The sequence below is a fragment of the Sphingomonas qomolangmaensis genome (assembly GCF_024496245.1).
In the GTDB taxonomy this organism is placed as follows: Bacteria; Pseudomonadota; Alphaproteobacteria; order Sphingomonadales; family Sphingomonadaceae; genus Sphingomonas; species Sphingomonas qomolangmaensis.
In genome coordinates this window covers 1,638,048-1,658,033 of the sequence record NZ_CP101740.1, presented here as the reverse complement: position 1 = coordinate 1,658,033, position 19,986 = coordinate 1,638,048, and the positions used below count along the sequence as shown (strand labels likewise).

The following is a 19,986-nucleotide window of genomic DNA, read 5'->3' as shown; positions in this document are numbered from 1 at the left end:
CCCCCCAGGCAATCATCGACCTAGTTTCGGCCCGAATTATCTGGCCTCGCTCGCCCATTTCCCGAAGCCTGAGGCATAGGGCGAGTCCGGGTCGAGCAGCTGAACCAGGTCGCGCATCGGTGGTGTAAGCGAGGGTGAGTTGCGACCAGTCGCATCACGGCGCTGGAGCACAGCGCAACGGCCTAAGGGGCAAGCAGCGCTGGACGCCGATCGCTACCGAATCTAGAGGGCGCGCCCCAAGCAAACGGAGCATAATGCCATGAACAATTCCGATCTCGCCGACCGCGTTTCCGAGGCGCACGAACTTTCGAAGGCCGATGCGCGCAAGCTGGTCGACGCCGTCTTTGCCGCGATCACCGAAGCCGCCGCCGCTGGCGACGAAGTGTCGCTGAACGGTTTTGGAAAGTTTAAGGTGAGGGAAAGCGCGGCGCGCGAAGGTCGCAATCCCGGTACCGGTGCAGCGATCCAGATTGCTGCTTCGAAGAAGCTTGCCTTCACACCGGCCAAGGCGGTGAAGGACAAGCTGAACGGCTGATCCGAATTACGGCAGTCGGCGCCGCCGACGCAGTCATGCGCCGGCAGTAATCGGCTGGAGAACGGCTGGCGGCGCGCGACCCAAGGGTCGCGCGCCGCTCGCATTCATGCAGTCGCGACCTTGAGGCGTGTGCGCGCTGCGGGCTTTGCCGCTTCGGCAGGGGTGGCCGCTGCGGCGCGGGCCTGGCGACCCTTGCTACCGAGCCCGATCTTCTTGGCCATCGCGCGACGCGCTTCCGAATAGCTCTCGGCGACCATCGGATAGTCGGCCTTGAGGTTATAGCGTGCGCGATATTCCTCCGGCGTCATGCCATGCGTGTTGAGATGCCGGCGCAGCGTCTTGTACGGCTTGCCGTCGATCATCGACAGAATGTGATCCTTCGATGCCAACGACTTACGCGCGGTAACTGCCGGAACATATTCAGGCGCCGCGGCCTCGGCAGTGTTCTCATCGCTCTGAGCAGAGACGCCATTTGCGAGCTCGGTGACCGTCGCGTGCATCGTCCGCAGGAAGGCCGGAACGTCATCTGCAGCCGCGCGGTTATTCTGGTTACCGAGCCATGCGATCGTCAGTTCGGTTGCGAGGTCGACTGCATTCGATTGTACTTCGTCGGTCATTTTGATCTTTCGAAAGGGAAGGGAATCGCTGGCGCTGTTTCCGCCGCGCTGAAAACAACCATATCGGCTGTAATCCGAATGTCGAATGGTCTTTCCAGCGCAGCGTTCCATGCTTGAACCATATCAGGAAAATCGAACCGTCTGACCTTCTCACCGTACTGAACCCTGCACACTCGCCGGGTGAGTGGTTGTTCGACATTTACAAGCCAGGCATTGCTTGCCAGCCGTACCGCGCCCGATGCGCTCCGTCCGCATGAGCAGAGCGATCTGGAGACTGCGCTCGCGAAAGACTTGGGGCTCATCGCTGAAGCCGCCGAGGGTCGCACGTCGACGACAATCCGGGCGATTCGGATGGAAACCGAACTTCGGGTCGCGTCGGCGGTGCGGCGGGGCCATTCCCACTCTTTGGGGATGCTGGTTGCGCAGGCAAGCTACGGGCAGATGCCGTCGCTTTCCGCCGCAGGCGCCCGCCGTGGCGGCCCTCCTTCTAAATTCGCGGAGGACGACGATGACCCTGGCGGACCAATCAGCATCGTTCGGCTGAATTTTACAAACCGCGAGCACATTGAAGACGATGGAGCCTGATTGCTCATCATTTGATCGCACCGCTTTATGCGCCCGAGACCCAGCAATGCGGCGGTGGCAGCACCGATGTGCCATGTATCGAGCACCAACCGTATCGCATGAACGAATGGCATAAATCCGAGAGCGCGGAAAGGCGTCCAAATGTCCGCATCTGGGTCATGATGCCGAGTAGCTGCCATTCGGCTTTGCGCCCCAACCCAGTCATTCGCGCCACGAGGCAGCAAGCCTAAATCCTGCCGTCCGATGATGACCCCACGTCACCGCCATGATGGTCTGAGATTGGGGGCTTTCATGCCGGTCAGCTTTCAGGATTGGAACGGTCAAAGCCGCCGGTACGTGGTGTCACAACCGTTCGGTTGTGACACCGGCATGGCCTCTGTTGGCAAATCAAACTTGTTGTTCTTACTGTTCGCGGAACGACGACCAGAAGCTGCCGACCAGCGGTTCGAGCGCGTAATCGACCGCGGTGCGTTTGCGTAGCGGCACCAGCACTTCGACTGGCATGCCGGCGCGCAGCGGGAAATCCTCGCCGCGCAGGTTGCTGATCAGGCGTAGCTGGTCGCGAGGCACGGTAACCTCGCCAGTGTAATAGCTTTGCCCGGTCTTCTCGTCGGTAAAGCTGTCAGCCGATAGGCGGGTGAGTCGGCCCTGAAGATTGGGTAGCGTCCGTTCGTGCAGGCCGGAGAACTTTACGAGCGTTTGCTGCCCGAGGCGCAGGTCATCGGCATCGCTAGGTGCGATCCGCGCTTGGATGCGTAATGGCGTGTGTTCCGGGACTATGTCCATCAGCTTTACCCCCGGCGCGATGACGCCGCCGGGGGTAAACACCGTCAGTCCGACCACCTCGCCGGTCGCGGGGGAACGGATCGCGGTGCGCTCTAGCTGGTCGCGCGCGGCGATCCATTTGGGCATGACGTCGCCAAGACTGGTCTCGACATCACGCAATTCGGCGGCGGTGCGCTCGCGAAAGCTTTGCTCGGCCTCGAGCACCTGTATCTCGTTCTCGCGCGCGGCCCCCCGGCTCTGCGCTACGCTGGCGCTGTACTGGCCGCGCTGTCCCTGAATCTCGGCGCGCGCGCGTTCGAGTTCACGCATCCGGGTCTTTGACACGAAGCCGCGATCGGCGACGGGCTTCAAAGCGGTAATCTGTTCGTCGATCAACCGCAGCTGTTCGGCGGCAGAAGTCGCTTGGTCGCGATATCCGCGTCCCTGCTCACCCGACTGTGCCACCCGCTGCCCCAGCGCCCCGCGCTGCGCCGCGAGCACGGCGGTGCGTGCTGCCAGTTCAGTCCTCTGCAAGCGCATCGCCAAGGTTGCATCGGCGCGGTCCTCTGGCGACAGCGCGGTGAACGCACGCGGCGTATCGATGCGCATGGTGCCCAGCTGTTCGGATTCGAGCCGCGCGCGCTGGGCTAGCAGTCGGATCGCCTGCGAGGGCATTGTCAGACCAACGTGGCAGCGTTGGTAGAAGGGTGATAGGCGGCATTCATGAGCCGCAAATCCCGCGCCTTGCCGCCTAGCCCGTTCCGCCGTTTCAATTCGTCGCCCGAGGTGGTCCGCTTGGTGGTGATGATGTACGTGCGGTTTCCGCTGTCGTTGCGGAACGTCGAGGACCTGCTTTTCGAGCGCGGCATCGAGATCTGCCATGAGACAGTGCGGATGTGGTGGAACCGGTTCGGCCCAATGTTCGCCGGTGACATCCGGCGTCAGCGGGTCAGCCAAATGCGGGGCTTTCGACACTGGCGCTGGCACCTGGACGAGATGTAAGTGAAGCTCAACGGCGAGATGGTCTACCTCTGGCGAGCGGTCGACCACGAGGGCGAGGTTCTCGAAAGCTACGTCACCAAGACCCGAGACAAGGACGCAGCGCTGCGCTTCATGCAGAAGGCGCTCAAGCGCCACGGTTCACCAGCAGCGATCACCACCGACGGCCTGCGCAGTTATGGCGCGGCAATGAACGAGCTCGGCTGCCGCGATCGCCAGGAAGTGGGACGCTGGGCCAACAACCGGGTGGAGAATTCGCATCTGCCATTCCGACGACGAGAGCGGGCGATGCTCCGCTTCAGGCAGATGAAGACCCTGCAAAAATTCGCCTCGGTTCACGCCAACGTCCACAACCACTTCAGCCTGGAACGTCACCTCGTCGATCGACAAACCTATCGCGAACGACGCTCCGCCGCACTGGCGGAGTGGTAGCTCCTGGCCAGCTAGGCGGCCGCGCTCAAAGATCGGAGTCCATCGTGTGGAGAGCGGTTCGCGTTAGACTGACAGCACCGCCAACTAGTCCCAGCTATCTGAAATCAAACGAGATTTCCCCAGAACGGGCGCGTATTCGCGACGGTTCCGGCAGACTTGGTAGTGCAGAGAGCCAGCTGCAAACCGAAGATACCCGATTTTGCCGCCGTATTCTCCGGCGTATTACCGAGTGGTACCAAGCGGTAATGCTGTACTCAAGTACCGCAAGTTCGAGATTGTCATTCTCCGCCACCTAGTCTTCAGGGGGCCACCCGAAAGCGTGAGACTGCCTTCTATGGCGCAGGTACGCGGGTAATTCGCGGCCGCCTAGCTCGAGAGGATCTGCCGCTCCGCCAGTGCGGCGGAGCGTCGCGGGTCTGTCGCCTGAACCCCAGCAATGCCTTTTTGGCGATCGCACCTACGCTGCAGCCTCCGTGATCCTTAAGCCGCATTGCTCGTTGTACTCGAGGTTCGAGGCGGGCTCTGACGCGATCCGGAAGTCAATGCACCGCGATCGCATTTACGTGCGCACAAACGTTAGCATAGCGGTAATCTTAAGCGCGATACGGCGGAGATCATATAATTCTCCTAGGCAGACTGTCAGGCAAACGCGCTATCTCCGATGTAACATCAGTCATGAGCATAGGCTAACGCCTTCCATTGTGCACCGGGACGAAGTATGTGGTGGGAAAGTAAATCTATTGGCTGTAGAATTAAACTGTAAACGAATGCGAACCGGATTCGATTTTAACATCCGGCTTATTCGTTCAATATTTTGTTTGAAAATGTTACGCCGGCTGCCGAGGAGTCGTCGCATTGCCCAACTGGTCGATTTCGGTATTGGGAGACTCCTCGCTACATTTTAGCGGCTCGGGCAGGTGCGAGCTGCCCGCATCGGGCTGGTCGCTGATAGGGCTGCTTCTGTGTCGTCCCGGGCATCGTGCGAATCGCGCGCAGCTCGCCGCTGCACTGTGGCCCGACAAAGATGAGAACGGCGCGCGTCACTGTTTGGCTACCACGCTCTGGCGCTTTAAGCAGGCTTCCCGGCATCGGGCCGCGCCGGTGGTGACCGAAGGTGATACGCTGCGCTTGCCACCAAATGCGTGGATCGACTCGGAGGCATTCGCGTTGCGCGTGATGCGCGCACGCGATCAGCGCAATTCGGTGACTCGACCCGGGCGCGCGAAATTGCTGCGGGCGGGGCTGCGCCTGTATCGCGGCCACTTTCTCGGCGAGAGTTTCGCCGAATGGGCGTTGCTCGAGCGCGAGCGATTGGCGTGCCTGCGGCTCGACGCACTCTACGACCTCGCGACGATCGAAGCCGAGGATGGCAATTGGGAGGCAGCGGTGGGGGCGGCGCGCTTGCTTTGCGCGATCGAGCCGTTGCGGGAGGACGGGCACCGCCTTTTGATGAAGGCTTATGCCGCAACGGGCAATCGAGCGCTCGCGCTGCAGCAATATCGGCGGTGCATCGAAGTTCTCGGACGTGAACTCGCGGTGGATCCAATGCCCGAGACAACTGCGCTGGCGCGGGCATTGGCAGATGCGCGCCCCCCTGCGCCGCCGCCGATCAGGCAAGTTGGTTCAGCGTTGACGGCACTGGTGGCTACCCGCGCCACACTGGTCGAAGCGATCGGGTCTATCGACGCCGCGATCCGCGCTTCGAAGCCGGAGCCGGTGCCGTAGAGACGGTGCCGTGATGCGCGGGTGACGATGCGGTGACCGGCGCATGCCAAGATGCATGCGACTCGGAGATCCCGAGCCGGAACAGCGCATGGAACGTGGCAATGAATGGCACGAAAATGATAGCAACAGGCCGGTTCCGCAGCGCACGCGGATATTCGTCGTTCGCATCTGGTTTGAGCCTAGCGGCAGCGAGACAGGGCCGATGCGCGGAACGCTCACGCGGCTGGGCGGTCCCGCGATCGGCGCCTTTCGGTCGATGGCCGGGTTGCAGGCGCTGCTCGAGCAAGCGCTGGCAGATTGCGACGTCGCTGATGCGACGCACCCCGGCGGCACGCACAACTAGGCTCGGCCTTCTGGGAGCAGCGCGATGACCGTCCAAGGCGACCAGGAACATGACCTGCGCTACTTGCGCGAAGTCGTCGACCCATCGCTGGCGGCACTGCCGACATATGCGTTGCGCGAGCACGTCGATTCGGCGTTCGGCGAAGGTTTCGCCGAGGCGATCGATGCCGACCTCGAAGGCGTGTTCGACGGAATCGGCCGAGCATTTTCCTCTGCAGCCCGCGACGTCGGCCGCTTCGCGCAGCGCGCCGCCCCGGCAGTCGCGCATGTCGGCGGCGGCGTGATCCAAGGTGCGATGTCGGGGTCCGCCGCGGGCATCCCGGGCATTATTGCGGGCGCCGCTGTCGGCGGCGCCGGTGCCGGACTAAGCCGCTACGGGTCGGGGGCGGCGCGTCAGGTTGGCCAAGCGATGACCGGCGTGACCCAGATGGTCGGCCAATTCTCCCCGATGGGACGCGCGGGTGGTGCCGTCGGATCGGTTGTCAGCGGTCTGGGAGGGCTTGCGCGCGGCCGCGGCGGCGCCGATTTCGGACAGATCGCCGGCCAGGTCGGCCAAATTGCCGCCGGCGCCCTCGGCAGCGCGATGGGCGGCGGGGCGATGGGGCGTGGTGCAGCGATGGGGCGTGGTGCAGCGATGGGGGGTAACGCGATGTCGCAGGTCGCCGGCCTGTTGCGGTCGCCCCAGGCTGCCGGTGCGCTCGGGCAACTCTTCGGCGGCGCGAGTGGCCCCGGCCAGCTGGCAAGCGCGTTGCGGCGACCCGAAACCCAGCAGGCGCTGGCTGCATTGCAACTGGGGGCGATGGGCCGCCCGAGCATCCCGATGGGCCCGCAACAGGTGCCCGTTCCTACCAGCGCCTTCGCCCAGCTGCTGACGCACCTTGCGCAACAGGCCGGCGGTGCGGCGGCTCGGGAAGGCGAAAGCGAGGGCGAAGCCATGGCTTTCATGGCCGATGCGGAAGGGGCGTTTTACGGCGATCCGGCCAGCGCCGAGGATCGCGCCGCCCGGTTGTGGGACTTGATGAACGATGCGCAGGCCGAGCGGCTGATCGACACGTTGGAACATCAGTCGTGGCCGAGCGACGGCGATAGCCAAGACGGTGATGGCGAATTTTACGACGCGGACGGCGAATATTACGACGCACTCGACTTGGCCGATGCTGCAGCGATCGAATTCGCGCTGGAATCGGAGACGCGTCATGGCTGGTGAGGCCGACCTCCTCGAACCCTTGGATACGGTCGCCGACAATAGCACCGCCGAGACGGGGGCACCAACGATGGCGCTGCTCGACGCGATCCGGGGGGGGGCGGGCGACCCGCGCAAGGCGATGTTGGCTGCGCTGGCGGGTGGCGCCGGCGGTCCGCAGATCGACATGATCATGAAGCTGATCGACGACCAAGGCGAGGACGCCAATACGGCGCTCCGCGAGGAATTGATGGCAGAGGTGCGGGAGGAACAGGCCGAAGCGGTCGCCGAACTCGCGGCAACTGCCCAAAGGCTTTTCGATGCGCAGGCGGTTTGCGCCGAGCGCCTGGAGGACCTGGCGGCTGCATTGGGTGCCTGCTCCGCCTGTTTCGGCGACAACCTGCTGTGCGAAACCTGCCACGGCGCGGGACGGCCCGGCGCACGCGCGCCAGAGGCCGCCGAGTTCGCACGCTATGTGATGCCCGCGGTCGAGCGCGTGCGGGGTGCGCTGCGGCGCGCGGCGCGCCGCAAAACATGGCCGCGACCCGCCGCGCCGACGATGCCAACCACCTCCACGATGGGAGCCTCATGATGAGCTACGATTATGACACCAGCGTCTTCGAAAACATCGAGGGCGAAAGCTGGCCCGACAGTGTGTTCGATTGGAGCGACGGTGAGGACGAAGGCGAAAGCCTCGAATCGCGCCGGCGCCGGCGCCCCCCCGCCCGCCCGGTGCCCACCGCGCGCGGTGGAAACACCTTCCGTCCGCGGCCCGGCGGTGGCGGCGCGGCCGGACCAGTGACACAGGCCCAGCTCGAAGCCGCGCTGGCGCGGGTCCGGGTCGAAGTGCGCGCCAACGCCACCGGCATCAAGACGCTCGATGGCCGCGTACGCACCGCGATCGCCGACCAAGACCGTTTCCAGGCTGCGACGCGCAAGCAGGTCGATAAGCTGCGCGGCGATCTCAAGACCACGCAGACGCTGTCGGCGCTGATTCCGCTGATCGCCAAGCCAGGATCGAGCATTGGTCAGGTGGCACCCCTTCTCCACCTGGTCGGGTCCGACCTGATGGGTGGCGGCGGAGCGGGCGGCGGTGGCGGCTCCAGCATTTTGGGTAGCAACAACAACCTCGTGGCGATCGGCGCACTGCTGTACGCGAGCAACGCCTTCGGAAGCACGACCTGATCGCAGCTAGCAAGAGGAGGCTTACATGGATTTTCTCATGCCGCTTGCGGCAAGCGTGGTGTGCCGCGAGGGCGGCCTTTCCCCCGAGGACAGCATCGCGATGACCGCTGCCGCGCTCGTCATCGACGGACCGTTAGCGTTGGCACCCGCCATCGTCGCGGTCGAAAATCGGCGCGTTGCGTCCAGGGCCTCAGCGGCGTCGGGCGAAATCGGGCCGGCGCTGGTGAAGGTGCCCGATGTTGTCAACAAGCTCGAGGATGAAGCGGTCAAGACGCTCGAGGGCGCGAAGCTGAAGTGGCGAGTCAGCTACAACCGCGCGACCGACGATGCCTTGCTCGGCCGGGTGCTGCGCCAATCCCCCTCGGGTACATCCACCGAGCTGGTGCCAGAGGGCGCGGTGGTCGAACTCAACGTCGCCAAATCGCCGGTGGCGGCTGCCGTCGCAGACGAGGAACAGGTGACCGAAGCCGAACTCAAGGCCGGCCTCGATGGTGTGACGGCTGTGATCGACAAGCGGTTGAGCGCGATGGAGCAGAGACTCGATCGCGCACTTGAACTGCTGGCCGCAGGTAACAAGGGGCAGACCAAGGCCTGACCGCCGCGCTGCAAAGCGATCCAGCGCGACGTCCGCGCACCCGGCGCGCGTCGCCGACAGGAGAACAGCGTGGAAAGCGCCCTGCTCGAACTTGCGGAAGAAGGTGGCCCGGATGAACTGGTCTCGGTCATCGTCCGTCTGCGCGAGGGCGGCGGAGTGCCGGCACCGATCCGGGTCATCGCGCGCTTCGGGTTGATCGCTACGTGCCGGCTCCGCCGCGGCGATATTGCCGCGGTTCGAACACAGGTCGCCAGCATGAAGCGGCCGCAATATTACACGCCGACCCCCGACACCCCAACCCCTGACACCGCTGCCGAAAACAACGCCGCCGACGATGAGGAGTGGAGCGTCGAGGCCAGTAGCGATGTAACGTTCCGGGCCGCCGATGTACGGCGGAACGGGGAATTGCCAACCGGAGCCGGCGTCGTCGTCGCGCATCTGGATTGGGGGTTGGATTTTGCACATCCGGCGTTCCGTCGCCCCGATGGGCGGACGCGGCTGCTGGCCTTGTGGGACCAAGGCGCGCGATACGACGCCGCGCGGCCGAACCATTATGGCTTTGGCCGAATATTCACGCGCGAAGAGATCGACCACGCGCTCACCGCCCCCGATCCGCGCGCAGCGTTGGGCTATCGCTGGTGGACATCGGATCGCGGGTCGGGGAGCCACGGATCGCATACAATGGGCATCTCGTCCGGTGCGGAATATCCGGGCGGGCTCGCCGGCCTGGCATCGGACGCCGATCTCATCTTCGTCGACCTCACAACCCGCACTCCGCAAGGACCCCAGCCGCTGGGGGATTCGACCGATCTGATCGAGGGCTGCGATTTGGTCCTGCGTGTCGCTGGCGATCGACCGGTCGTGCTCAATGCCAGCTTGGGCCGACAAGCGGGTCAGCACGACGGTCAGACGCTGACCGAACAGGCGCTCGACGCGATGCTTCTCGAGCAGCCGGGTCGCGCGATGGCAATGAGCTGCGGCAACTATTTCGCCAAAGCCGCGCACGCCTCGATCACGCTCGACCCGGGTGAAGCTCACGCCTTCGACCTCGACCTGGCAGTGGGTTCGCGGCCCGCCGAGGTCGATCTATGGTACAAAAAAGGCGATGCGATCGACCTGTCGCTGACCGGGCCGGGAGGCATAGCCATTGCCCCGGTCGCGGGTGACGGCCGGGCCGATGTGATCTGGCAAGGCCGGGTCGTCGGTCGGCTCCACAATCGCCTGAACGACCCCAATAACGGTGACTCCCAAGGATCGCTGTTTCTCTATGCCGGCGCCCCGGCGGGGCGATGGCAGCTCGTCGGTCATGGGCGGGCAATCGGCGACGGCCGGTTGCACGTCTGGATCGAGCGCGATCCGGCAGGCGCGGGTCGCCTGCGCCTTGCCGACCATGCGGTCGACACCGCGACGACGCTGGGGACGATCTGCAACGGTTACCGCACCATCGCGGTCGCCGCCTATGACGCCCATCGCACCGACCGCGCGCCGGGGCGCTTCTCGAGCGCCGGACCGACCCGAGATGGCCGCACGGCCCGCCCCGGCTGTTCGGCGCCCGGCGTGCAGGTGCTCAGCGTGCGCTCGATGCCGCGCGATGGCCGCGAAGCCCCGCCCTCGAGCCGGATGTCGGGCACCAGCATGGCGGCGCCCTATGTAGCAGGCGTGATCGCGCTGATGTTCGCAGCAGCGCCGCGGCGCTTGCAGATCGACGAAACGCGCGCGGCGCTGTTCGGTACGCTTGAACCGGTGCCCGCCACCGAACGGACCCGGCTCGGCGCCGGCTATTGTGACGCGGTGGCCGCGGTGAAGGCGGCCCGCGCGATCGACACCCCGACGCTGATTTCTGGCGCCCCCCCTCAGGAGGTTAAGATGGAAGAGGATTTCGACAGCTCCGAGGACGAGGACTTGGCCTGCAACGCCGACGACGAGAGCGAGGCAGCCGCGATCGAGGCGATCGCCCAAATGACGCCGTCCGAAGCCGACGACGCGATTGGTCCGGTCATGGAAGGTGATGGGGACACGGCAGAGGGTGGCAAGTGGGATTTCGAAGACGGCGCCGCCGACGACGGCGACGGCTACCGCGACGACAGCGATGAGGTGAGCGGGGATGGCGACGATGAGGCACAAGGCGCGCGGCCTATGCGCCATGGGCGGCGTCCACGGCGCGGCGGCGGCGGTGGATTGCCGTTCCAGTTTCAGATTCCGATCGGCGGTAGCGGCGGGCTGGGGCTGGCAGTGCCGCTGGGCGGGCGTTCGAGCCCCTTCGCGCTGAGCATCCCGCTTTCGTCGCCTGCACCCGCGCCCGCGCCCCCCGCACCAGCGGTGCCGGCGATACCGGTGCCGATGGCCGCGACACGACCCGAGGAGCCGGCGATCACGACAGCGCTCGATCTGCCGGCCGACCCTGTCGTCGTGGCGACCGAACTCGCGGCCGAAAGCGGCGAACTCGAGCAAGCCGATTCGGGCTGCTGCGCCGAATGCGACGGCGATGCTGCCGAAGACGAAGCAACCATCGCCGAGGCCGCGGCGATCGAAGCGATCGAGGCATCCTACGCAACCGCCGACTTCTCCGAGGTCGACGCCCGCTACGCCGGCGAACAACTGATGGCCGCGGTCGGGCGTGCCGACGGCACATGGCGATCGTCGACCGAAATGCTGACCGGCTTGAGCGAGGCGATGGGCGTCGAAGCCGGCGACGCCGAGAGCCTGGCGCCTTCGCTCACCGCGTTGTTCAATGATGTCGCGCGCGGCGGCGATGTCCGGTCACTGCTGGGCCGGCGCGTGCGCGTGCTGCTTCGGCCCGGCGAGCCGATCGGCAGGACCAGTCCTATCCGCGGCGACCTGCTGCTACGGACGGTGCCGGGGCATGGCTGGACTCAGTTGGGCTTCGTTGCCGCACCTGGCTTTGCTTCGGGGGTTCGCACCCTCGAACTCGGGCTCCGTCCCGAAAGCGACCCGCGTACATCGCCGGGCCGTTATGTGCATGTCGTCGAACTATGGCCGGTGCGGCGGGGGGAGGACGATCGCTTCGCACGGCGCGTCGCCAATGCTGCCGATCTGATGCTCAACGACACGATGTTGCTACGCCTGGTAGCCGGCGACGGCAATGAGGCTGCCGAGTCCGGCGATCTCGAAGCGGGCGAGTCTGCGCTTGGTCCGGGCGCGCGCGGGCCTGCGGTGGTCGAACTGCAGCGACGCCTCAACGCGCTCGATGCCGTGCGGACGCGCCGGGGGCTGATGGGGCTCGGCGACATGCCGCTGCAGGAAGACGGTTCCTACGGCCCGCGCGTGCGCGCCGCGGTGCTGGCACTACAATCGCTTGCGCCCGCCGGTATCGTTCCGCGTGCCGATGGCGTGGTCGGTGCGGCGACATGGCGCGCGCTCGCGTTGCTCGAGGCGACCAGCGCCGCGGTTTCGCCTTCGCCGCCGCTGCGGACCCGGGCGGCCCCGAGCAGCGATAGCACCGAGAGCAATGGCGTTGCGGCAGGTGAGATCATCGAGCCGCGCATCGCGTTATTGACGCCGCACCGCGGCACGCCACCCGATCTGGTGCTGCGGTGGAACGCGATGGCTTCGCTCCCCGAGCGGCTCGACGTGTTGGTCCATCTGCACGGCTTTTCGGGGCGCGGTGCGGCAATGCGGATCGACCGCGACAAATTGCCCAATTCGGGGCTTGATTTCGTCGACCCCGTGAACCCCGCAAGCGCCGGGCGGTCGTCGCCGTTGCTCGCCATCCTGCCCCGTGGCAATTTCTACGGTGGACGTTCGGGAATGGGCTATGACTTTCCCGCGCTGACCACGCCCGGTGCGCTGGGACGGCTGATCGCGCTTGCGCTCGCCAGGTTCGCCGCCGCTACCAATACGACAATAGTCCAGCCGGGGCGGCTGATCCTTACCTGTCATTCAGGCGGCGGCGCGGCGCTGATGCGGTTATTGCCGCACACCGACCCCGACGAAGTCCATTGCTTCGACGCTTTGTACGGCGCGCCAACGCCGCTGATCCGTTGGGCGCAGGCCAGGCTTGGCGGTGCCAGCGTCCAGAATGCGGCGTTGCGGGTGCTCTATCGCGCCGGCGAAGGAACCGCGGCGCACAGCCGGCAAGTCGAGCAGGCGCTGGCTGGCATCACCGCGAACGACCCGGCGCTAGCCCGCAGGTGGCGGGTGGAGCCGGTGGCGGCCGCGCACAACGAGATCCCCCGCCGCTACGGCTGGCGGCTGCTTGCCGATCCAGCGGTGCAGCTAGCCAGTGGCGGGAACGCGCCGGTGCGGCGGGGCGGGGCCGAATCCGAACTGTGGGAGGTGCCGACCGAGGTGGGGCCGACACCGCCCGCTGGCCTGTCCCAAAGCGAGGTCGACGCGCTGGCGGCGCGCGAATTCGGCAGTGCTGCCGAGCTCGAGGCCTATTTCGCGAGCGCCGGCGGCTTTGCCGACTGGTTCAACCGGATGCTGTCGGGCCAGGGTCCGTTTACGCGCGGTCGCGGCGGCGCGCTGCGGGTGCCGACCAGCGCGGGCGCTCGCGCACGCTTTGCCGGCTTCTGGGACCGGATGGCGACCACCTATGACCGGCCGCGAATCTCGTTGCTCGAGTTTTCGGCGCTGGTCGCCATCGTGCTCAACGAAACCGATGGTGACTTCGCCGGCAAGACCGAATCGAGCGGACGTGGCGGTGGCGGGCGTACCGATGCGCGAGGCCGGCACCCCGGGCTGGCCTATTTTTTCGATCGGATCGAGCTGCGCCCCGGCCATTTCAAGGCAAGCTATAACCACATGAGCGGGGGTCGAACCGCGGGGTCGCTGTTCGACGACGCCGTCTTTGTGCGCGCGCATGGCGCGCTGGGGGGCGCACGGGAGCTGGCCAATCGCGGCAGCGACTTCGACGGCGCGTGGAACAGCCACTATTATCCGCAGGCCATATTCTCGACCCGCGAGAACGATCCCGACACCGCGTTCGTCCGCGAGACCGACTTCTACAAGTTTCGCGGCCGCGGCATCATCCAGACGACCGGCCGCGCCAGCTATTTGCGGCACGCGGCGTTCATCCGCGGCTATCGCGGACCCGAACCCGCGCTCCAGGGACTTGCCGCGCGCTGGTCTGCTGCGAGCGAGCAGGAAATTTGCACGATCAGCGCCAATACCGACTGGGACCAGTATTTCGCGGTACCCGAAACATTGGGGCTCGGGCTGCGCTTCCATGCAGGGGTCAGCCGCTATCACCATATGAGCCGCCAGGCCGACGTGCTCAATGATGTCGGCGTTGAGCAGGCGCTTGGCCGGTCGGGTTCGATCTACCGGATGGGCCGGCAGATCAGCGGCAGTGGCGGTTATGGCCGAGGGGTCTATCGCGATCGCGTGCTGGGGTTGATGCGCGCGATGCTGACATTGTCGGCCCCCGCCGGCGCGTCCCGCCCGACCCCGGGCACCCCAGCGGAGCCGCCGCGCGCGCCGCAGGAGCTTCAGCATCGTCCGCGGCCCGTTTCGCAAAGGGATGGGTCGCGATCGGACCTTCATCTAGGCGAAGTCACCGCACCCGACGAGGCCGCCGCGCGGGTGCAATGGGAAGCCAACCCCGGCATTCATGGCTATTTCAGTCGAAGCTTCGCCAGTTATCTCGAATTCGCTCCACTGTTCGCGCGTCGCGGGGTTGCCGACGCGGCGGCCTATCTTGCGGCGAACATTACCGGTTTGACCTTCCTTGGCCGCCGGCAGATGGGGCATCGCGGCTTTGTCGAACCCCTGCGCGCAGCCGAAGCTGCACTGCAAGGCCAGAGGCTCGATCCGCCGGTCACGAGCTTCGGGGTATTGAACATCCGCCGCATCGCCGGCAACCAGACGCTGAGTCTTCACGCGCTGGGCCGAGCGATGGATCTAAATCCGCGCACCAACCCGCATATGCGCGATCCGCGCGACTTTCTGGTGATCCAGGCAGTCACCGGCACCGATCTGCGGCGCGAACGCACCCCGGCCAGGTTGCGCGAACTCAGCACCCAGTTTCAGCGTGACTTCACCCCCGCCTGGGCGAGCGCGCAATCGATGCCCGACGTGGTGCGCGCGCTGGCCGATCGCGCCACCCGCGCGCGCCTCGATCGCTATGCCAGCGACGGATTCTGCACGCTCGATCCGGCGTTGATCGAGGCGCTGATCGCAGCCGGGCTCGGCTGGGGCGGCGGATGGGTCAGCAGCAAAGACTTCATGCACTTCCAACTGGCCTGACCGAACACGAGAGGGGCGCCTGCGATGATGTATTCCAAGTTAGGCTGGCCAGGCGACGCGAGCGCGGTCGATTGGGCCGCGCCCCTGGCCGGCTGGGACGGCGAGGCCGCCGGTGGCGACGCCAGTGTGCGCTGGCTTCAATCGACCCTCAACCAGTTGATCGGTGCCGGCCTCGCGGTCGATGGCATCGCCGGGAACGCGACCCGGAGCGCGGTGCGGACCTTTCAGGCGCGGAACAACCTGGCGCAGGACGGTGTGGCCGGCCCGCTGACGATGGCGGCGATCCGTGCGGCGCTGGCCACCGGCCCGACCGCGGTGCCCGTGTCCGGGGCCACCTGCACCGGGTTGCCCGTCCGCCAGACGCTCGATCGCTTCGCCTTCGGCCGGCATCAGATCGAGCCGCATCATCAGCCCCAGATCGATGGCATCGCCGCGTGCCTGCTCGCCAGCCTCGACACGCCGACACCGATCGACGGGTTGGCGCTGGTCGGGCACGCCGACCCGGTGGGTGACGATACCGCCAATACCGGCCTTGGCCAGCGCCGCGCCGAGGCCGTTGCCGAAGCGATCGATGCCAGCCTGCGGCGTCAAGGCCCAGGGCGCCGCTTCAGCTTCGTTTTCACGCCGTCGTCGCGGGGCGAGAGCGAGCCGGTGCCGGGCGATCCGGCGCGTAGTCGCCGCGTCGACGTCATCGCGCCGTTCGCCTTTCCCCCGCCGCCCTCCCCGGGTCGCGACCGCCCACCGCCGTTTCACTCGCCGCTAGACCCGCCGCGGTGGGGGCCGCTATTGGCCCGCGTCATCAGTCCACGCACGGCGATCAGGACGGGCAACGCGGTCCGGCATCTCGTCGATGCCGAAAACCCCGCTGTGCCAATGCTCGGCGGCTACAACGCCATGGTCGATGCGATCCGCTCGGTCCGCGGGGGTCGTGCGTTCATCTATCTGCTCGGTTGGATTTGCGTTGACGATTTCGACATGATCACTTGCGATCCCGACAGCAAGCTACAGCGGCTGCTCGCAAAAGCCGCCGAGGACGGCGTACAAGTCCGCGCGGCATTTTGGGAAGCCGCGATCCATATGCGCGCGCAACGTGCGCAGACGCAGGCATCGGCCGACCATATCAATGCACTGCCCGGCGGCGCGGCGATCATCGACGGCGAGACGCTGAGTCTTGGCTCGCATCACCAGAAGCTGCTGGTCGTAGGCGATGGCGAACGGCTGGTGGGTTTTTGCGGCGGGCTCGACGTCAATCCCGATCGGATCCTGCCCTCCACCATCGCGTGTCCGACGCAGCCCTCGGGGCCGATCCGTGTCGCGCGGCGCGCCCGTGAAAGCTTCGAAACCAACTTCGACGGTGACAGCGACGCCGAAAGTTTGAGCGGGGGCGGCGGCAACCCGCTCCACGACGTGCATTGCCGTGTCGAGGGACCGGCAAGCGCGGATTTGCTGGGCACCTTCATCACCCGCTGGGACCATCACCCGGCAAGTCGCGCGATCGAGTCGCGCGCGCCGTTGCGGGGGCGCGGGCTTGCTGCGCCGAGTGGATTAGCCGCACCGTTGACGCCGACCAGCAGTTCGACCCCCAGCAGTTGTTCGGTAGTCATCGGCCGGACCTTCAATCCGCGCCGAGGCTCGGGCATGCCCCGCGAGCGCGACATCCGGGCCATGCTGCTCGCCGGTATCCGTCATGCGCGCCGCTTCATCTATATGGAGGAGCAATATTTGATCAACCTGGAAGCGGCGCGGGCGCTGCGCGCGGCGTTGCCCAATATCGAGCATCTGACGATCGTGATCGCCGCCACCGACATCAACAGCGACACCCCGTGTATCTGGACGCTGCGGCGCGAGTTCATCGAGGCGCTGTCGAGCGGGCTGCCGGCCGATCAGGCGGCCAAGGTGCGGATCTTCCAATTGGTGACGCCCCCGATTCCGGCAGCCCCGCCGCCCTGCGCTTCGGGATCGCGGCGTTTCGTGCCAACCTTCGGAAGGCATACCTATGTCCATGCCAAATGCTGGGTGTTCGATGACGAACTGGCGGTGATCGGATCGGCCAACTGCAACCGGCGCGGCTGGGAGCATGATACCGAGATCAATGCCTTCGTCTTCGATGACCGGGTTCCCGCCTCGGCGACCGCCCGAAGCTTTGCGCAAAAGATGCGGATGGATTTGTGGTCGGAGCATCTATCGCTGCCCGCTTCGCGCTTCGTCGACGGCGTTGCCTCCGCCGCGCTATGGCTGCGTCCGGCGACGACCGCGCGGGTGCTGCGCTATTGCCCCAACGAAGGAAGCGACATCTTCCCGCCGCAATGTGGGATACTTCGGGACACACTGGTGGACCCTGCCGCGCCGTGACCGCGCATGCTCAGCACCATAATGCCGAATGCCGAGAGTACTGTCAGAGCTAATGCGCCGCTCGGTACCGTCAAACTAACCAGCATTTGGTTCGTTGTGGCTTCGCTTCGGAAAAAGACGCACATTCGGCGGGCCGTGAACGCGATACAGGTCAACATCAAATGGAGAACATACGGTGGTTGCGAGCGCACCAATTAGGCCATGAACCACTGGGATAGGGGCGGTGAATTAGCTCCGACAGCACCATCGATAGCTTTTTCTAGCCGAGCTCGGCGGTAGGCGCGGCCTATTCGTTGCGTCTTCGACTTTGCAGGGCATTGTCAGACCAACGTGGCAGCCTGGGCAGACGGGTGATAGGCGGCATTCTTGAGCCGCAAATCCCGGGCCTTGCCGCCTAGCCCGTTCCGCCGTTTCAGTTCGTCGCCCGAGGTGATCCGCTTGGTGGTGATGATGTACGTGCGGTTTCCGCTGTCGCTGCGGAATGTCGAGGACCTGCTTTTCCAGCGCGGCATCGACATCTGCCATGAGACAGTGCGGATGTGGTGGAACCGGTTCGGACCGATGTTCGCCGGCGATGTCCGCCGTCAGCGGGTGAACCGGATGCGCGGTTTTCGCCACTGGGGCTGGCACCTCGACGAGATGTACGTGAAGCTCAATGGCGAGGTGGTCTACCTATGGCGAGCGGTCGACCACGAGGGCGAGGTTCTCGAGAGCTACGTTACCAGGACCCGCGACAAGAAGGCGGCGCTGACCTTCATGAACAAGGCGCTCAAGCGCCACGGTTCACCAGCAGCGATCACCACGGACGGCCTGCGCAGCTATGGCGCCGCTATGAACGAACTGAGTTGCCGCGATCGTCAGGAGGTCGGGCGCTGGGCTAACAGCCGGGTTGAGAATTCCCACCTTCCATTCCGACGACGAGAGCGGGCGATGCTCCGCTTCAGGCAGATGAAGACGTTGCAAAAATTTGCGTCGGTTCATGCCAACATCCACAACCACTTCAGCCTGGAGCGCCATCTGATCGATCGACAGACCTACCGCGAACGACGCCCCGCCGCACTGGCGGAGTGGCAGCTCCTCGAAAGCTAGGCTGCTGCCCTCAAAGACCGAAATGCATCGTGCCGAAAGCGGTTCGCGTTCGATCGACAGCACCCGGATGGGCTTTTCGGTCGCTGCTTGTGCGCGTATGTCATTGCATCGATAACGCGAAACCGCGGCGGGTTGGAGAGGTAGTCATGGGACGAATGCACATCATCGCGATACTGGCGGCACCGCTGATTATGACCGGCACCGCCCATGCACAGGCAGGGGCGCCCGACAGCATTGCCGGCGTGACCGATCCGACGGTGGACGTCGGTTCTGACCGGCAGCAGCAATATGCCTATGACACCATCGTCGAAGATGTCGGTGCTGAAAAGCGCGCGACGGGCCGCGTCGACCGCAGCAGGGTGAAGCGCAACCGCATTGTTGAGGCGACGTCCGCCGACCTGATGACCGGCGCGGTCGTGCTGGATTCCGGCGGTGCGATGCTCGGTACGATCGAGGCCGTGAAGCCCGAAGGCGTCCAGCTTCTGTCGGGCAGCATACGCGCGATGGTGCCCGCCGATGTGTTCGGCATGAAGAACGGCAAGCTGATGCTGAACGTGACGAAGGCTGATTTCGAGAAGCAGACCGCCGGCCAGTAATCGGCGCCACGGACGGTTCTGCCACCGTTTGCTTCGGCGCGGCGTGGACATGTTCAGGAACGCTCCACCGCGCCATTTCGCTCGGTATCCGCAGCGTGTCCTCACCAAATGCACCGGTTGGTAATCGGGGGCGGGTAAGGGGGATGCCGCGTCCCTACCTCTGGCGAGCGGTCGATCGGGAGGGCGAGGAGCTCGAGAGCTACGTCACCAAGACCCGCGATAAGAGGGCGGCGCTGACCTTCATGAAGCAGGCGCTCAAGCGCCGCGGTTCACCCGCCGCGACCACCACCGACGGCCTGTGCAGCTACGGTGCGGCGACGAACGATCTCGGTTGCCGCGATCGCCAGGAGGTAGGCCGCTGGGCAAACAATCGGGCGGAGAATTCGCACCTGCCATTCCGACGACGAGAGCCGGCGATGCTCCGCTTCAGGCAGATGAAGACGTTGCACAAATTCGCGTCGGTCCACGCCAACATCCACAACCACTTCAGCCTGGAACGTTACCTCGTCGATCGACAAACCTATCGCGAACGACGCTCCGCCGCACTGGCGGAGTGGCAGTTCTTGGCAAGCTAGGTGGCCGCGCTCAAAGACCGAGGCGCATCGTGTGGCGAGCGGTTCGCTTTAGACTGACAGCACCGCTGCCTTGACCGGCTTTGATGCTGGTGTGCTTGAGGCGCGGCTTGGCGCGAGTGATACGCCTGCGAACGATGCTGACGCGTACTGTCAGAGCTAATGCACCGTACCTATCCAGGTTGGTTCGAGCGCCAATTCGAGCGC

At 65.5% G+C, this 19,986-nt stretch carries 14 protein-coding genes and 2 pseudogenes; 14 read left to right on the top strand and 2 right to left on the bottom strand.

The window, feature by feature from the left end:
* Window positions 1-259: 259 nt before the first annotated feature.
* A complete protein-coding gene (locus NMP03_RS07790) occupies window positions 260-535 on the top strand; it encodes an HU family DNA-binding protein (RefSeq protein ID WP_256507908.1) in 276 nt (91 codons plus the stop codon).
* 104 nt (window positions 536-639) lie between these two features.
* Here NMP03_RS07790 and NMP03_RS07785 read toward each other — a convergent pair whose 3' ends face one another.
* A complete protein-coding gene (locus tag NMP03_RS07785) occupies window positions 640-1,152 on the bottom strand; it encodes a MucR family transcriptional regulator (RefSeq protein WP_256508057.1) in 513 nt (170 codons plus the stop codon).
* A 213-nt stretch (window positions 1,153-1,365) separates the two neighbouring features.
* Here NMP03_RS07785 and NMP03_RS07780 point away from each other — a divergent pair, with 213 nt between their 5' ends.
* Window positions 1,366-1,737 (top strand): hypothetical protein, encoded by a 372-nt coding sequence (locus tag NMP03_RS07780; RefSeq protein ID WP_256507907.1) that lies wholly within the window; start codon window positions 1,366-1,368, stop codon window positions 1,735-1,737.
* Window positions 1,738-2,139: 402 nt separating this feature from the next.
* Here the strand turns inward: NMP03_RS07780 and NMP03_RS07775 are convergent, their stop codons facing one another.
* On the bottom strand, window positions 2,140-3,177 hold the full coding sequence (locus NMP03_RS07775) for an HlyD family type I secretion periplasmic adaptor subunit (RefSeq protein WP_256507906.1): 1,038 nt from the start codon (window positions 3,175-3,177) through the stop codon (window positions 2,140-2,142).
* 48 nt (window positions 3,178-3,225) lie between these two features.
* Here NMP03_RS07775 and NMP03_RS16250 point away from each other — a divergent pair.
* The 12 genes and pseudogenes from NMP03_RS16250 to NMP03_RS07715 all read left to right on the top strand — a co-directional run.
* Window positions 3,226-3,933: pseudogene (locus NMP03_RS16250) on the top strand (IS6 family transposase).
* 855 nt (window positions 3,934-4,788) lie between these two features.
* Window positions 4,789-5,658: an AfsR/SARP family transcriptional regulator gene (locus NMP03_RS07765; RefSeq protein ID WP_256507905.1), complete on the top strand. Its 870-nt coding sequence runs from the start codon at window positions 4,789-4,791 to the stop codon at window positions 5,656-5,658.
* Between the two features lie 202 nt (window positions 5,659-5,860).
* Window positions 5,861-6,001 carry a hypothetical protein gene (locus tag NMP03_RS07760; RefSeq protein ID WP_256507904.1) on the top strand — a complete coding sequence of 47 codons (141 nt, stop codon included), beginning with the start codon at window positions 5,861-5,863 and terminating at the stop codon, window positions 5,999-6,001.
* A gap of 24 nt (window positions 6,002-6,025) precedes the next feature.
* Complete coding sequence (locus NMP03_RS07755) at window positions 6,026-7,207, top strand: hypothetical protein (RefSeq protein ID WP_256507903.1); 1,182 nt, start codon at window positions 6,026-6,028, stop codon at window positions 7,205-7,207.
* Window positions 7,197-7,775 (top strand): hypothetical protein, encoded by a 579-nt coding sequence (locus tag NMP03_RS07750; RefSeq protein ID WP_256507902.1) that lies wholly within the window; start codon window positions 7,197-7,199, stop codon window positions 7,773-7,775. The genes NMP03_RS07755 and NMP03_RS07750 overlap by 11 nt, the downstream gene beginning before the upstream one ends.
* On the top strand, window positions 7,772-8,368 hold the full coding sequence (locus NMP03_RS07745; protein ID WP_256507901.1) for a hypothetical protein: 597 nt from the start codon (window positions 7,772-7,774) through the stop codon (window positions 8,366-8,368). Before NMP03_RS07750 ends, NMP03_RS07745 begins: the two co-directional genes overlap by 4 nt.
* Before the next feature lie 25 nt (window positions 8,369-8,393).
* The gene (locus NMP03_RS07740; RefSeq protein ID WP_256507900.1) at window positions 8,394-8,963 is read left to right on the top strand and encodes a PASTA domain-containing protein; all 570 of its coding nucleotides are present in this window, start codon (window positions 8,394-8,396) and stop codon (window positions 8,961-8,963) included.
* Window positions 8,964-9,032: 69 nt separating this feature from the next.
* On the top strand, window positions 9,033-15,170 hold the full coding sequence (locus NMP03_RS07735; protein ID WP_256507899.1) for a S8 family serine peptidase: 6,138 nt from the start codon (window positions 9,033-9,035) through the stop codon (window positions 15,168-15,170).
* Window positions 15,171-15,194: 24 nt separating this feature from the next.
* The gene (locus tag NMP03_RS07730) at window positions 15,195-17,522 is read left to right on the top strand and encodes a peptidoglycan-binding protein (RefSeq protein WP_256507898.1); all 2,328 of its coding nucleotides are present in this window, start codon (window positions 15,195-15,197) and stop codon (window positions 17,520-17,522) included.
* Window positions 17,523-17,888: 366 nt separating this feature from the next.
* Window positions 17,889-18,611, top strand: a complete 723-nt coding sequence (locus NMP03_RS07725) for an IS6 family transposase (RefSeq protein WP_406698375.1) — start codon at window positions 17,889-17,891, stop codon at window positions 18,609-18,611.
* Between the two features lie 155 nt (window positions 18,612-18,766).
* Window positions 18,767-19,207: a hypothetical protein gene (locus NMP03_RS07720; protein ID WP_256507897.1), complete on the top strand. Its 441-nt coding sequence runs from the start codon at window positions 18,767-18,769 to the stop codon at window positions 19,205-19,207.
* Window positions 19,208-19,356: 149 nt separating this feature from the next.
* Window positions 19,357-19,782 (top strand): annotated as a pseudogene (locus NMP03_RS07715) (DDE-type integrase/transposase/recombinase); the annotation flags it as partial.
* Window positions 19,783-19,986 lie beyond the last annotated feature (204 nt).

Excerpts from the sequence above, each read along its gene's own strand:
- NMP03_RS07785 (WP_256508057.1), bottom strand. The coding sequence starts at position 1,152 with ATGACCGACGAAGTACAATCGAATGCAGTCGACCTCGCAACCGAACTG.
- NMP03_RS07730 (WP_256507898.1), top strand. The coding sequence starts at position 15,195 with ATGATGTATTCCAAGTTAGGCTGGCCAGGCGACGCGAGCGCGGTCGAT.
- NMP03_RS07750 (WP_256507902.1), top strand. The coding sequence starts at position 7,197 with ATGGCTGGTGAGGCCGACCTCCTCGAACCCTTGGATACGGTCGCCGAC.
- NMP03_RS07755 (WP_256507903.1), top strand. The coding sequence starts at position 6,026 with ATGACCGTCCAAGGCGACCAGGAACATGACCTGCGCTACTTGCGCGAA.
- NMP03_RS07760 (WP_256507904.1), top strand. The coding sequence starts at position 5,861 with ATGCGCGGAACGCTCACGCGGCTGGGCGGTCCCGCGATCGGCGCCTTT.
- NMP03_RS07745 (WP_256507901.1), top strand. The coding sequence starts at position 7,772 with ATGATGAGCTACGATTATGACACCAGCGTCTTCGAAAACATCGAGGGC.
- NMP03_RS07775 (WP_256507906.1), bottom strand. The coding sequence starts at position 3,177 with ATGCCCTCGCAGGCGATCCGACTGCTAGCCCAGCGCGCGCGGCTCGAA.
- NMP03_RS07790 (WP_256507908.1), top strand. The coding sequence starts at position 260 with ATGAACAATTCCGATCTCGCCGACCGCGTTTCCGAGGCGCACGAACTT.
- NMP03_RS07720 (WP_256507897.1), top strand. The coding sequence starts at position 18,767 with ATGCACATCATCGCGATACTGGCGGCACCGCTGATTATGACCGGCACC.
- NMP03_RS07740 (WP_256507900.1), top strand. The coding sequence starts at position 8,394 with ATGGATTTTCTCATGCCGCTTGCGGCAAGCGTGGTGTGCCGCGAGGGC.